Raw genomic sequence first — 16,908 nt, forward strand, 5'->3', positions numbered from 1 at the left:
AAAGGCGCAGCATGATTCATCATGGTGCGCCTTTTCAGTCTATTACAGAGTTATTATGACTTAAGTTTTTTAGACCTGATTGTGCATGTCATTTAATGCTTGATGTAGCAAATCATCATCATTAGCCTGATTAGTATCACTTTGATCTGGTTGGTCATTTAAATCAGTTAATAACTCATCTTTATGCTGCTGATGGTGCTCATCATCGAGTGGATTTTCAAAAGCATCACCTTGACTCACATCCAGCATATCTGCATCGACATTCTCAATGGTCATTTCAGGAACAGCTGGTAAATCGAGAGGGTCAATACCCGCTGTATTTGTCGGCGCTATGTCCGCCTGTGAAATACCTACCATATTTAAATAGTGATCAATCGGAGCTGTTGCAGAATGAGTGTTAGCAAAACCTGCCATCGTGTCGATATCAATTGAAGGAGTGTTATCAACAATCACTATTGATTCAGTATCGATATCAGGTTCTGGCTCGTCATGTTGAACCATTGTTTGCGAAACAGGTGCTTGAGGGGTAGGAAGAACATCAACGTCAATATGCTGTTGAACAGAGGCGCTATCGTTACCATCATGACTACTAGCGGTAACGCTTAAACTAAAATGGCCATGGTAGTTGTTATCTGGAATGACTTTAAGGTTGGTTAGCTCATTTTGCTGTAGAGTCCAGATACCATTATGTTCACTGCCAGCCGATAAAGATGCCCCAGAAGGCAAACCTGAAATTTCTACGGATAGAGTTTCATTGCTATCAGGACTCGCCACATTAATATTTAATGCTAGATCGGTATTTTCATTACCTTGTATTGCAAAGCTATCAAGCGGTGAAGAGAGGTCACCAACATGCTTAGTAAATATCATTGTAGGTGTATCAGCGTCAGGGGAAACATGGATGCTCATGGCATTATCGATTGCGACATGCCCATCCGACACTTGATAGGTTAGCCTTAAATTACCATTAAAATTAATTCCTGGATTAATAACCCAATGCTCGCCTTGTTGAACAATACTGCCTCCACCAATGAGCTGTAACTGACTGACATCAAGCTTATCTAGACCGTCTTTGTCCTCAACATTTGCAAGTAGATCGGCTTTATTGAGTGTAAGTAGATGATCTTCAATGACCTTACTTGATAGAGCATGAGCAACCACAGGCACATCGTTAGTACCAATAATAACTAACTTCATTGCTTGGTCGACACTGTGCCCATGGCCATCGGTGGCAGTCACCATTATCGTTTCTTCAAGTCGTTCACCTTCGGCTAAAGCTTGCACTTTTGCGGCATTGTTGTGTGCTTGATATTGCCAACTACCATCAGCTGCTAAGGTTAAGTCGCCATATAATGGCTGGGTACTGGGTTGCAATGACCAAGTGACACCATTGGCGACTTTGACATCATTAACAAGTAAGTCTAATAATCCATGTGATTGAGTGACTTTATCTTCAGTGACTACAGATTCTGATGCGCCAAATATTTGAGGCCCCGTTTTTCCATCACCTATATGCACCGTGAGTGTTTCTTCACGGCTTGCGCCAGCTGAGTCAGTCACTTTTAACTGCACGCTTTCTGTATGAATTTTACCGGATGCAATATCTTGCTCCATTTTGTCGCGCTCTGGGCCCGAACCAGAGAACGTAAAGTCCCATCGGCCATCGGCATCGATATTAAAATTACCGATACCAGGTACGTCGATTTTATTGCTATGACCTGCAGTGAAATCAAGCGGGTGACTGACGCCTTGACTATCTATATATTCATAGGAAAGCGTATCGCCTTTATCCATTTCTTCAATATTGATATAGCCAAATGAGTGGGTGTTGGTCATCGAACCTGTTGTTACTGAACGGGAAATTTCAAAAGTCCCCGTCAATATGGGGGCATCGTTAGTACCGTGAATCCCCACATTGAGTACGGCATGTTTTATATCACCATGAGGATTGGTGTAAGTAACAAAGAAGTTGTCTGCTTGACGTTGACTTTCGGTCATCTGCTGTATGTCACTATGATTGTTATCTAAGGTATATTGATAACTACCATCGGCATTGATTTGCAGTGTGCCGTAATTTCCGTGCTGTACACCGATGCTGGTCACTGTGTTTGATCCGCCAATGGCGAATAAACTTCCTGATGCTGCAGTTTTAGTATCTTCTGCTGTGGCTGCAGTTTGTACGAGTGTTGATAAATCGGCTGAAACAATAATATTGCGTTCAGTGCTGGCAGTATCGCCAGTCGCTGTCGCAGCAACTTCGGCATGTACTTGATAGGCGTTATCGCTAATACTTGCAGTTTCAGCGGCTGGTATCACCACTTGCCAGTGGTTATTGTTTACTATGGCTGAGTAATGCTGACCAGCTAAGGTGATGTCGACATTGTCACCATCAGTAACATGGGTACAAGTACCTGAAACGGTTAAGGCTTGTAAATGTTCATTGTGATCGACCCAATCATCTTTTGAAATCGGCTCAATGGCAATGGTGGGCTTAGCTGTATCAATTGTGACCGAGTGCTGAATTTTGTGGAACGAACCGTCGGATTTAACCTCAAATATGACTAATGTCCAAGTACCATCTGCCCGATCTTTACTACTGGCATCCAGTTGCCATTGACCATCTTGGCCCACTGTTGTTTTTAAACCATTTAATAAACCGGTGCCCATAATGGTGGCACCTGGTTCACCCGTGCCATAAACGACAAGGTGGCCATCACAGGTGACAAAATCACTATCGCTAACCCCAGTGTCATGACCGAGACGAGTGATTGCTAAAGGTGGCACCACATCAATAATGGCTTTGGCATCGACTTGATTGTGGCCATCGGTCACTTTGAAATTAATGGCCAAATCATTGCCAACAAATCCTGCGTTAGCAACAAAGTTGAAACTACCGTCTGCATTGGTTGTAAACGTACCATGAGGTGACGAAAGGGAATTATCGACGATAGATAGCCCAGAAGCTAAGGTATCTACATCGGTCACGTTCGCCAGTAGTTCAGTGGCTTGAATAAGATGAGGCCCCCCAGCTTCTGCTTGTCCTAAGTCAGTTACTACAGAGGTCGGTGCTGTATCACTTCCCACTAAAGTCACGCTGAGTTGTTGCTCGGTACCATCTATGGTTTTGACAGTAACAATTTCAGTTGCACTGTTGCCTTGAGTTAAGGTTTGTGCGGTCGAGTTAGGCGTGAAGCTCCATTGGCCACTTTCACTAACAGTGAACTCACCGTTGGCAGTGGGGAGAACTTGAGCCACAAAGTGTGCTTGGCTGGGATCAGTATCTGTAATGGTTAGCTGACCTGTAATTGAAGTAACTTCATCAGTATTACCTTGTGTATCCCCTCCAATAATTGCATTAGGTGTAGGTTTTGTCGGATCTAAAATAACCGTTGAGTCACTTGATGCTATTTGAATAGCACCATCAGGACCAGTAGTTTCTACCATTGTCACTATGTGCATATTATCGGTAGATCCCGCAGGCAGTTGAGCGGATAAATGTGCTTGATCCCAGCCTTGTAAATCAATTGCTTCCGAGACTCTCGTCACTGTATGACTATGGCTGTGTCCATCGGTAAGCACTGTACCAACAACAAACCCTTTTATAGAAACGTTAGTTACATGATCAGATTGATCGACAGGAGCTCCTGGTGTTATCGCTAATTTAAGTGTTGCCCCAGGGTTTGGCGACGCAATAGCAGTATCTACTTCAACTGTTTTACCTGTGACACTACCTACAGTTTGATAATGATAATTACCGGTAGCATCATTAAATTTGCCATTTTCCATACGGATGTCAGTGAGTAGCCTAGCGTCACCATCTAATAAGTTACTTAATGGCGCTTGTTGTAATTGATCAGTAGGAATAGCATCTTTAGCTATAGCGACATTAAACATTTTACCGGTAAAGGCATCACCTGTACTAAAGCCCCCACCAAAGCTGTCTTGATCGTTACCCAATGCAAATTTACCACCGTCTTGGATAACCGCACCTTTACCAACTCCATCCATATGTTTAGCGAGCTGACCATCTATCAACACGTCTAGTGTGCCCTGCTGGCCATCCCAGCTAAAGGTATAGCGATGATCCAATCCATCTGTCGCTAGTGGCACGGCAGTGTTGTACTCATGTCCCCCGACTCTAAAAGTTAAATCTTTACCTGATTCAGCATTCCAAATATACATATGATTAGAATCAGATGGCGTACCGTAAGAAATCAACGTTGCACCGTGGGTACCCGTGGATGCTACCTGTGTACCACCTAAAATGGTCATATCAACGGTTAAAGCGTGCATTGCACCGCCTGCTGAGAGGGTATCGGTATTAACCACACCAGAAGCTGAATGAGCAGCAAAGTCCATTACTTGTTGTTCAGCGGAAACCACTAACTGTGGCGCAGCTTTATCTGTTACTGACGAGATGTCCAACGTGCCGTGTGCCGTGGTTTCCTCAGTACCGTCTGAAACCTTAAGCGTCACAGCTAAGTTATCACCATGTACATTTGCAGATGGTGTAAGCAGCCATGAGCCATCCGGTTGTTTGGCGAAAGTACCTGATGCGGCATCAATGTCGACATCGGTAATGGTTAAGCTATCGTGATTAACATCTGTTGCCCCAACAAGCTGAAGTAAATCTGCTTCGCTAAAGGAAATACTTGTGTCTTCTGCTGTATTTCCTAAATCTACAGGGAGAGCAGCCGTCGCGGTAACCGCAGGTGGTGTGTTATCCACCGTGACCGTACTCGTTGTTATGCCAAAATCATGTGATGCGCTACCATCAAAGCCAGTAACATGCACTTCAATATTTGCAGAGCCTTTAAAGCCATCCGGCGGAATCACTTTAATGGTGTTTAATTGGTTCCCGTTATGACCAACCTGAGTGTCATCACTATCCCAGGTACCAGAAGAGTCTTTTATATGCCAACCTGAAGGTATGGTTACACTGAATTGAAAAGTCTCCGACGTATCAAGGCTACTAACACCTATAGGTACAGCAATGCCGGCAAGCATATCTGTTGGGGTAACATGAACATCATGTGAAGTGACCACCATATCTACAACAGGATTAATGTGTACATTGAGGTTGGTTGAACTTACCGACTGCTCACCCGTTTGCTCTGTTGATGTGGCTGTAATATGTAAAGCCATTGTGCCAGACCATTGCGCTTCTGGCGTAACCGTTAATCCTTGCAGCTGAGCAGGCGTTAGTGTCCAAGAGCCATCAGCATTTTTAGTACCCGCACTTAGACTTGCACTTGCAGGCACACCTTCAATCAGCAGCGATTGTGTTTCACTTGCATCGGCATGAATATTAAGATTGATGCCTAGCGCCACTGCGCCGCTGTCTTCGTCCACACTAATATCACTGCCCGTTAAGGTAGAGGTTTCAGCGACAGGGGTAATGTTGATGCGAAGGTCGCTATCTGTGGTGGCGACATCAGTACCATCGGTTGAGATTGCAGTTACGGTTAAGTTTAACTGGCCAGAATAGTCTTCAGGTGGTGCTAAGGTAAGCCCTGATAACTCAGCTTGTTGTACTGTCCAAGTGCCATCATGATTATCAGTACCTGCTGATAATATTGAACCGCTTGGTAAGCCGCTTATGGAGACTGATAAATCTTCACTACTATCAGGTGATGCAACGGTAATATGCAAATCAATAACACTATCTTCAGTCACTTCGGCTGTTTGATAAGTGCTGCCCGTGCCAGTAGAAACCTCACGGTCAACATGAAGCGTTAATCTGCATATTGAAGTAACAGAATCTGCCATTCCAGCTGATGTATAGTCATCGCCCTGACCTGCAACAAAGCACCAGTCCATACTCTTAGGGGCTCCACTGGCAAACACAAGGCTAATATGTTGAGCATTTTGATACGTTGTAAAATCTAAACCAGGGAATTCAACCCCTCCACCAAGATAGGTTGGCACAAAATTGGGGTTTGCGCTGTAATCTTTACCGTCAACATTGATACCTGTAATCAAATGCGGATCGATACCATCAGGAGAAACTAATGCAACTTTGCTAACCCAAAAATCACTACTTACATCGCCTTGATAGGCATTCCGGCCATCATCAGTGAAAGCTGCATCAACCGTATCTAGTATTTGGGTACTACTATCTGTGTGTGACGCCAACGGCACAGCACCTAAACTAACACTGATGCTAGGAGCATCAGCTACACCACTGACGTTTATGGATGCATGAGCTGTAGTGGTAGCACTACCATCATTTACTTGAATCGTTAGTGGTAACTGTGAACCAGAATAATCTGCTGCAGGCGTAAAAGTCCAACTACCATCTGGTTGTTTAGCAAAAGCCCCTTGAGCTGGGTCAATGCTGACATCGCCAATATGCAGAGTATCTGTTGTATCGATATCTGCAGCGCCAACAAGGTTGAGTAATTGTGCTTCAGTGAAACTCATTGCGGTATCTTCCGCTGTTGTTCCAAGGCTGGCTTCGTTACCTACAATTGACGTAACGGTGGGGGCGTCATTAGTGCCATAAACTGCAGCTGTTAATTGCTGTTGAGTACCATCAGCACTATGTACTGTAATAGTGTCGGTGATTTTTTCCCCTTCAGCTAAGCTATTAACTTTGGCGCTGCTACTATCAGCTTTAAAGTACCATTCGCCTGAAGCATGTAAAATGAACTGGCCTATATTGTTATCACCGCTGACCCAAGCTCCATTACTGTGGGCATCAGTGGTACCAGTTGCCCCAGTTGGAATAAAGTAATTCTGACTGCTATCTGGATCTGTCACCTGTAGTGTCATCTTGTCTGATGACAACATGTGTCCTCCGGGTTGAATACGGACATCTTCAGTCATATGTGTACGTTGATCGGTGCTGATATGACCCGATATCTGCGCAGTATCGTCTGTGCCTGTTATGGTAATTGTCGCGTTTTGAGCGACCTGACCACCGTGACTATCTTTAACGTTATAACTTACGGTGATGGTTTCGTTTTCACCCGCAGATAGATGTTGAAACTCAGCAGCATTAGCATTGATAACTAAGGTATGCCCATCTTTACCTAAGGTTAAAAAGTCAGGTTTGTTAACGCTTTGGCCAGCTGCGCCTATTTGATATTGAATATCACCTACAGACAATACTTCTCCGCTATCAACATCAGTGGCACCGTGAAGCAGGTCAATCGCTCCCATACCTGAGTCTTCTGCTTTACTACCAGTTACCGAATTCGAGACCTCTGGTGGAGAGTTTACAAATAATGTCACTGCCTTAGTTGTTGATTCTGATTCTCCCCCCGATGAAGCAGTTGCGGTGACATTAAAGTGTAAATCACCATGAAAATTGGCATCATGCAAATCTAGCTCAAGCCCTTTCAGATCTGACTGATGTAATACCCACATTTTGGCGATTGCATCATGAGTGCCGTGATTTAAAGTCGCCGCATCAGGTAAGCCACTAATTTTTATTAATAAGTCTTCATTATCACCACCAGTATCAGTGGTAGCAACATCAAGGTTTAGCGCCATTGAGCTGCCTTTCTGCGCATCAGGAGCAGTCGCATTTAAAATAGGTTGGTCAACCGAGCCCTGAATCGTAATGGTCACATTGGTAGTAACAGAGGTGCCGTCGGTAGATGTTGACGTCACTGGGATAATTTCAGTTAATGTTTGATGCACGCCAAGGTGGTTAACATCCTGATTATTGTTATCTAGGGTGTAATGATATTGTCCGTTGGCATCAATCGAGAAATGACCATATTGGGTTGCATGATTGGCTTGCGCGGTAATTGTTGCAGTATCACCATGATCAACGTCTGTAGTTCGTAATTCACCATCAATGGTAGTTTGCGCTGAATCTTCTTTGAGCTCAGTATTGAGACCCGCGGGGGTAATATTCTTAACAGCATGACCATTAACTTGAAAAACCGTTTCAGCTGAATGTTGCCCTGCACTATTTTCAACATGTAGCGTATGTTCACCATCGTTTAATTGGCTAGCAGCCACTTCCCAGTGACCATTACTATCAGCCACTACGCTAGCAATTTTACTGGTGCCATCCATAACATTAATTGTTTCACCAGGGTTAGCACTTCCGCTGTATGCAGTGCCCCCAGGATGTAAATTCTGATAACTGTGATAGTACAAATAATCGACTTCCGATCCACCACCAGTACAAACACGGTTAATAATACCAATAGTTTGATGTCCAGCAGAGTCTTCAAATACAACTATGCCGCCGCTCCAGACATTACCATGCCCACTAGCGCCACCAGAGCCAGTATTTACCGTGTCTGGAATGCCGCTAGTATGCCACCAATCGTGGTTATCCACTCGATTGTAACCACCTGTTCCACTGTGAGATGTTGAGGTGATTGCAGGAGTGGTTATCCAGTTATGATCCGAGCCTGGCTTATATAGCCCAACAAGTTTAACCCCAGAGCCAACCCCTGTTATATCGGTTCCCCAGCGTGCCACATTTTCAGAATCCGTGGCCGCAACATCAATATTGGCACCAGTTGGATTTGAGATAATATCTACATCTTGTAACTTTAACGTACTCGAAGTGCCTGCAGGTGCTGCATGAGCAGATTCTATAATGGGTTTATCATTAGTACCTTTAATCGTTATATCAACGGTTTGTTTACTACCATCGCTTGCTATAAACGTATGATGGTCAATTACGGCTGATTCATCGGGATCTAACTGCTGAACTTTGCTTTCATCAAGTGTATAGGTCCATTGGCCATTGTGCATTTCAATATGGCCGTAGGTGGTTGCTGTTGATGCCACATCTACAAATGTAGGGTTTTGCCCTGTGTCGACATCGGTAATGGTTAATTGCCCAGTCGCCGTTGTTGTGTCACCTATATTTGCTTCATCTACATTGCCTTGAGTATCGCCACCGATGACAGAAGCATCATCTGTGGCTGTGATGTGTAAAGTGTTGCTTGCTTTGGCTGAATCTACATGGCCATCATTGACGGTATATTTGAACTGCACATCACCGTTAAAGTCTTTGGCTGGAATGAACTGCAGCTTGCTAATATCAGCTGTGGCTATACTTTGGCCCGCGGTAATATCGTGTCCATCTAAAACAAACTTGCCTTCAGTTGTTGGTGGTAGATCGGTGATTGCGATGGAATGCAGCGTATCGCCAGAGTCGATATCGCCAAACCCAAACTGACTAGCTTGCATTTGGTAGTGGGTATCCTCAGTGCCATTAGACAAGGTCACAATATTTGCAACAGGCGCATCATTAGTGCCGACAACGTTAATATTGAGGTCGAAAGGTGTGCCATCTTTACTGTGAACACGATAGGTCACAACTTCGGTTTGACCTTCAGCAAGGTGCTGTAAATTAGCATTGTCAACGCTATATCCCCAGTTACCAGCGCTATCAATGCGTAAATGGCCATTGAAGGGATCATGGATGCGTGTTTCACCAAATTGACTGTACTGAAAAGAGTTTTCACCGCTGTCTGGGTCAACAACTTGCAGCCTACCATTGGCTAATTCTGTTGTAATACCTTGATTATGACTGCCGTTTGCACCATCTTCTGTGATATTTTCGCTGGTTACTTCTGTAATAATGGCCGCATCACGCACTGCACTGAGTGATGTTGTTGCGCCAGTATGAGTGACACCGCCATGGGCATCTTTAACGTCATAACTAAAGTGTACTTGGCCGTTGTAGTCTTTTTCTGGCGTGAACGTATAAGTGCCGTCTTTGTTATCTAAAATAGAGCCATGATCTAGATGAAGGTTTGCTACCGTAAGCAATCCAGAATCATTTTTATCGACATCTACCGAATTTTGTAGCAGTTGTGCCGTTGTAATCGTTTGTCTCGTATCTTCAGTACCTGCATTAAGCTGTACTTCTGAAGAACAATAAGGCCTGTCGTTATCACCGTGGATGGTAATGACGATGTTTTGAGCTGTACCATCTTTAGAATAAACGGTAATTGTATCCGTTAATTTCTGCCCTTCACCTAATTGATCGATCTGTGTCGCTACGTTTTTTTGGTTGCTACCGACGGTCACCTTATAATGCCAATTACCATCTGTATTCAATATTAATTGACCATAGGTTCCGTGGTATGAGTAGCCCACGCCTTTTGTGTCAAATTGTGATTCGCCAGTGTCTGGGTCAATAATCTCTAACTTGCCATCAGTGTATAAAGGGTCATTAGTTAATTTAGCCATCCCAGGTTGTGCATAGTTTGGTGACCGATCATGATAGGTGCCATGCCCTTCATCGACATCGCCAGTTGTAGTTCCAGTGATTACTGCAGCATCAGCAACAGCATCAAAGTGAAGAGTATTTGTAGCCTCTGTAGAGTCGGTATGCCCATCGTTAACAGTATATTTAAACTGAATATCGCCATTAAAATCTTGTGCAGGAACGAACTGAAGTTTAGCGATATCGGCAGTAGCAATACTCTGACCTGAGGTGATATCGTGCCCATTGAGTAAGAACTTACCTTGTGTTGCTGGTGGTAGATCTGTGATTGCTATGGAATGTAGCGTATCGCCAGTGTCGATATCGGTAAAGCCAAACTGACTAGCTTGCATTTGGTAATGGGTATCTTCCGTGCCATTACTGAGTGCAACTTGGCTAACGGTTGGTGCATCATTGGTACCTACAACGTCAATATGCAACTCGTACGCAGTTCCATCATAACTATTAACACGGTAGACAACGGTTTCCGTTTGTCCTTGAGCAAGGTGCTGCAAAGCTGCGTTGTCAACGCTGTAGCCCCAATTACCGGCACTGTCTATTCGAAGCATGCCGCCAAACGGGTCGTGTATCGCGGTTTCACCAAACTGGCTGTATTGGAATTTATCCTCTCCGCTATCTGGATCGATAACTTGTAGTTGCCCATTGGCGAGTTCTGTTGTTACACCAGCATTGTGTCTGCTATGTGGTCCATCTTCAATGGCGTGCTCAGTTGTCACCTCTGAAATGATGGCGCCGTCAGGGGTGGCAGTGAGTGTGCTGGAAGCGCCCGTATGGGTAACACCACCGTGCGCGTCTTGCACGTCATAGCTAAAATGAACTTTGCCGTTGTAGTCTTTGGTAGGGGTAAAAGTGTAGGTGCCGTCTTTGTTATCGACAACAGAGCCGTGATCGACTAACAGATTAGCAATAGAAAGCTTACCAGCGTCATTAGCATCCACATCGACAGTATTGGTAAGTAAATCGGCTTTGGTGAAAGTAAGCGCTGTATCTTCTGTACTTGTGGCAAGTGTCACTTCAGAACTGATATAAGGTCTATCGTTATCGCCATGAATGGTAATAACAATGTCGTGGACAGTACCATCTTTTGATTGGATAGTTATTGTATCAGTTAATGTTTGTCCTTCTCCGAGTTTATCTATAGTTGAACCGATAGTTGTTTTTCTATTGCCGACCCAATCTACGCTGCCAACCGTCACGTCGTAGTGCCAAGTTCCATCACTGTTTAACAATAAATGTCCATATTGTCCGTGATAAGAGTTATTCCAAGCCCCGCCTTTAGGGTCAAACTGAGATTCCCCAGTATCTGGATCAACAATATTCAACTTGCCATCAGCTGTTAATGCAGATTGTCCCAGTTTCGCCATGCCAGGTTGTGCGTAATCTGGTGACATATTACCAAAGCTGCCATGACCTTCATTTACATCAGCTGTTGAGGTTCCGGTGATCAGAGCTTTATCATCAGCGCCATTAATGATCACAGAGATTTTTTGTTCTGTGCCATCGACACTGTGAACGACTAGCGTATCGGTGAGCGACTCGCCTGTTTTCAGGCCTTGAATCGCTGGCTGAGAATTATCGGCGGTATAGGTCCAATGACCAAGTTCGTTCAAAGAAAGCGAACCAAATTGACCTTGTTGCACAGTGGCTTGAAATTGGTTTTGTCCTGCATCAACATCAGTCACGGTGAGGGCACCGTCGACATGCAGTTGTCCTTGATGGGCGTCTTTATCTTCGGTTAATTGTGCTGAACTTGTACCTCCAATGACAGCTTTATCATCAGTACCGTTAATGGTCACAGTGACTTTTTGCTCAGTGCCATCGACTGAGTGAACTAACACCGTATCGGTAACTGACTCACCGGTTTTCAGCCCTTGAATCGCTGGCTGAGAATTGTCAGCCGTGTAGGTCCAATGGCCAAGTTCGTTCAAAGAAAGCGAACCAAATTGACCTTGCTGAACACTCGCCTGGAATTGGTTTTGTCCGTTATCAACATCAGTAACTGTGAGAGCACCATCGACTCGAAGTTGACCAGAGTGAACATCTTTGTCTTCAGTCAGTGAAGCTGTTGCTGTGCCACTAATGACCGCCTTATCGTCAGTACCGTTGATGGTGACTGAGATTTTTTGTTCTGTGCCATCAACTGAATGAACTAATAAAGTATCGGTGAGTAATTCGCCCGTTTTCAACCCTTGGATGGCAGATTGAGAATTATCAGCAGTATAGGTCCAATGACCTAGTTCGTTCAAAGAAAGCGAACCAAATTGACCTTGTTGCACAGAGGCCTGGAATTGGTTTTGTCCTGCATCAACATCAGTCACGGTGAGGGCACCATCAACATGCAGTTGTCCTTGATGGACGTCTTTATCTTCGGTTAATTGTGCCGTACTGGTTCCAGAAATCACTGCTTTATCATCAGTGCCATTAATGGTCACAGAGATTTTTTGCTCTGTGCCATCAACAGAATGAACTAATAAAGTATCGGTGAGTGACTCGCCTGCTTTAAGGCCTTGAATGTTCGGCTGCAAGTTATCGGCGGTATAGGTCCAATGGCCTAAATTGTTAATCGATAACGTGCCGAACTGACCTTGCAATGATGTCGCTGAAAACTGAGCTTGGCCGTTATCTAAATCGGTCACAGTGAGTGCGCCATCAGCATGCAGTTGTCCTTGATGGACGTCTTTGTCTTCGGTTAATTGTGCTGAACTTGTACCACCAATGACCGCTTTATCGTCGGTACCGTTAATGGTCACTGTAACTTTTTGTTCGGTGCCATCGACTGAATGAACTATGAGAGTATCCGTTAATGACTCACCAGTTTTAAGGCCTTGAATTACCGACTGAGAATTGTCAGCAGTATAAGTCCAGTGGCCTAGGTTATTGATCGACAGTGTGCCGAACTGACCTTGTAAAACATTGGCTTGAAATTGGTTTTGACCATTGTCTACATCGGTAACAGAGAGTGCGCCATCTGTATGGAGTTGCCCTTGGTGAAGGTCTTTATCTTCAGTGAGTGATGCTGTTGCAGTGCCACCAATAACCGCTTTATCATCAGTGCCGTTAATGGTCACAGAGATTTTTTGTTCTGTGCCATCAACTGAATGAACTAATAAAGTATCGGTGAGTGACTCGCCGGTTTTCAGCCCTTGAATAGCCTGTTGGGTATTGTCAGCCGTGTAAGTCCAATGACCTAAATCATTAATGGATAAGCTACCAAATTGACCTTGCTGCACAGTGGCCTGAAATTGGTTTTCTCCTGCATCGACATCAGTAACAGTCAGTGCGCCATCGACATGCAGTTGTCCTTGGTGAAGGTCTTTGTCTTCGGTTAATTGTGCAGTGCTGGTTCCAGTAATCACGGCTTTATCGTCGGTACCGTTAATGGTAACGGATATTTTTTGCTCGGTGCCATCGACTGAATGAACTATGAGAGTATCCGTTAATGACTCACCAGTTTTAAGGCCTTGAATTACCGACTGAGAATTGTCAGCCGTGTAAGTCCAATGACCTAAATCATTAATGGATAAGCTACCAAATTGACCTTGCTGCACAATGGCCTGAAATTGGTTTTCTCCTGCATCGACATCAGTAACAGTCAGTGCGCCATCGACATGCAGTTGTCCTTGGTGAAGGTCTTTGTCTTCGGTTAATTGTGCAGTGCTGGTTCCAGTAATCACGGCTTTATCGTCGGTACCGTTAATGGTAACGGATATTTTTTGCTCGGTGCCATCGACTGAATGAACTATGAGAGTATCCGTTAATGACTCACCAGTTTTAAGGCCTTGAATTACCGACTGAGAATTGTCAGCAGTGTAGGTCCAATGACCGAGTTCGTTCAAAGAAAGCGAACCCAATTGACCTTGTTGCACAGTGGCCTGGAATTGGTTTTGACCATTATCAACATCAGTAACGGTTAATGCGCCATCGACATGAAGTTGTCCTTGATGAACATTTTTATCTTCGGTTAATTGCGCAGTGCTGGTTCCTGCAATAACCGCCTTGTCGTCAGTGCCATTAATGGTTACTGAGATTTTTTGCTCGGTGCCATCGACACTGTGAACGACTAGCGTATCAGTAAGCGACTCACCCGTTTTTAGCCCTTGAATAGTCTGTTGTGAATTGTCTGCAGTATAAGTCCAATGGCCTAGGTTATTGATCGACAATGTGCCGAACTGACCTTGTAAAACATTCGCTTGGAATTGGTTTTGACCATTATCAACATCAGTAACAGTTAACGCACCGTCAACATGAAGTTGTCCTTGATGAAGGTCTTTATCTTCGGTCAATGAAGCGGTTGAAGTACCGCCAATGACCGCTTTATCGTCAGTGCCATTAATGGTTACTGAGATTTTCTGCTCTGTACCATCAATCGAATGAACTAAAACTGTATCGGTAACCGACTCGCCTGTTTTAAGGCCTTGAATGCTCGGCTGCAAGTTATCGGCGGTATAGGTCCAATGGCCTAAATTGTTAATCGATAACGTGCCGAACTGACCTTGTAAAGATTCTGCTGAAAACTGAGCTTGGCCGTTATCTAAATCAGTAACAGTGAGTGCACCATCGACATGCAGTTGTCCTTGATGGACGTCTTTGTCTTCGGTTAATTGTGCTGAACTTGTACCAGAAATGACCGCCTTATCATCAGTGCCGTTGATAGTGACTGAGATTTTTTGCTCAGTACCATCAACCGAATGAACTATGAGAGTATCCGTTAATGATTCACCGGTTTTCAGTCCTTGAATCGCTGGCTGAGAATTGTCAGCAGTATAGGTCCAATGGCCTAAATTGTTCATCGATAACGTGCCGAACTGACCTTGTAATGAGGTGGCGGTAAATTGGCTTTGACCTCCATCGAGGTCCGTTACCGTAAGCGCACCATCGATGCGAAGCTGTCCACCATGAACGTCTTTATCTTCAGTTAAGCTGGCGGTTGAGGTGCCCGCAATCAAGGCTTTGTCGTCAGTACCATTGATGGTGACTGTAATTTTTTGCTCAGTGCCATCAACCGAATGAAGTAATACTGTATCGGTAACGGTTTCACCCGTTTTAAGACCTTGAATGGCTGTTTGTGAGTTATCAGCAGTGTAGATCCAGTGACCTAACTCATTGATTGATAGAGTACCAAACTGACCTTGTAAAACATTGGCTTGGAATTGGTTTTGACCATTGTCTACATCGGTAACAGAGAGTGCGCCATCTGTATGGAGTTGTCCTTGATGGACGTCTTTATCTTCGGTTAATTGTGCCGTACTGGTTCCAGAAATCACTGCTTTATCACCAGTGCCGTTGATGGTCACAGTAACTTTTTGCTCGGTGCCATCGACCGAATGAACTATGAGGGTATCCGTTAATGACTCACCCGTTTTCAGACCTTGAATAGCCTGTTGTGAATTGTCTGCAGTATAAGTCCAGTGACCTAGGTTATTGATCGACAGTGTGCCGAACTGACCTTGTAAAACATCAGTTTGGAAGTGAGCTTGGTCTTTATCTAAATCTGAAATTGATAGTTGACCTTCTGCGTGCAACTCGCCTTGTATGACGTTGAAGTCTTCTTTGAGAGAAGCGAATGTTTCTCCCTCAGGTGTTGGGGCTGTTAAATTCAAGGCGTTGTCTGTAGAGGAAATAATGTTACCGATCACTGCTTTATCGTCGGTGCCATTGATGGTAACGGTAACTCTCTGCTCAGTGCCATCGACTGAGTGAACTAATAAAGTGTCGGTAAGTGATTCGCCAGTTTTGAGCTCTTGAATGACGGTTTGGGTATTGTCGGCTGTATAAGTCCAATGACCCAATTCGTTAATAACTAGATGACCAAATTGCCCTTGTAAAGATGATGCTTGGAAATGACTTTCACCTGTATCTGTGTCAGTGACAGATAATTGTCCTGTCACTGATAAATGTTGCGTTACTAGGTTTTTATCTTCGGTAATGCTACCTGTAGATACGCCAGAAATGACAGCGGCTTCATTTTTACCAATAACAACAATAGTGACTTCTTTTGAAACTGGCGTTCCTGAACTATCAGTAGCTGTTACTGTAAAAGATTCACTTGCTTGTTGTCCTGAATGTAGTCCTAAGGTCGAACTTGATTGGTTATCGAGGTGATATTGCCATTCGCCTGTATCAGGGTTAATTGATAATTGACCAAACTTGCCATTGGGCTGCTCAACGTTCCATACACTTTGGTCATGATGATCAGGATCAGAACTTGTTAATGTCCCACTTACGTTATCAATGTTACCAGCGCTGTTGATAGTCGCATTATGCATACCTGAAATAGTCGGTAAATCATTACTTCCTTCAACTTCTACTGCAATGATGCTAGAGGCTTTGTGGCCATTGTTATCAGTTGCTGTAATGATGAATTGTTCCGATTGTTGCTCGCCTTCTGAAAGTGCATTCGTTTGACTATTACTGTTATCCAGTAAGTATTGCCATTGACCTGTGACAGGATCAATGACGATATGTCCATATTGCCCTTGAGCGGTGTCAACTGACCAAGAAATATGTTCGGTATCAGAACCTTTTACATGCATCTGTCCTGATGCGCTGCTAATAACATTATCTTCTTTTAATTGCGGTATTTGTTGTTGACTTGCAATGCTTGTAGGCGTTTTATCAGTGCCAGTGCCAGTGCCAGTGCCAGTGCCAGTGCCAGTGCCAGTGCCAGAGGCAGTGGCTGTGGCTGTTCCTGTGCGAGT

1 protein-coding gene is annotated in these 16,908 nt (G+C 44.2%); it reads right to left on the minus strand.

The genetic code is table 11. The features are described 5' to 3' along the window. Nucleotides 1-69: 69 nt before the first annotated feature. Complete coding sequence (locus Q4600_RS06595; protein ID WP_303524366.1) at nucleotides 70-16,743, minus strand: VCBS domain-containing protein; 16,674 nt, start codon at nucleotides 16,741-16,743, stop codon at nucleotides 70-72. Nucleotides 16,744-16,908: the final 165 nt, after the last annotated feature.

Source organism: Shewanella sp. 2_MG-2023 (assembly GCF_030548905.1).
GTDB classification, from domain to species: domain Bacteria; phylum Pseudomonadota; class Gammaproteobacteria; order Enterobacterales; family Shewanellaceae; genus Shewanella; species Shewanella electrodiphila.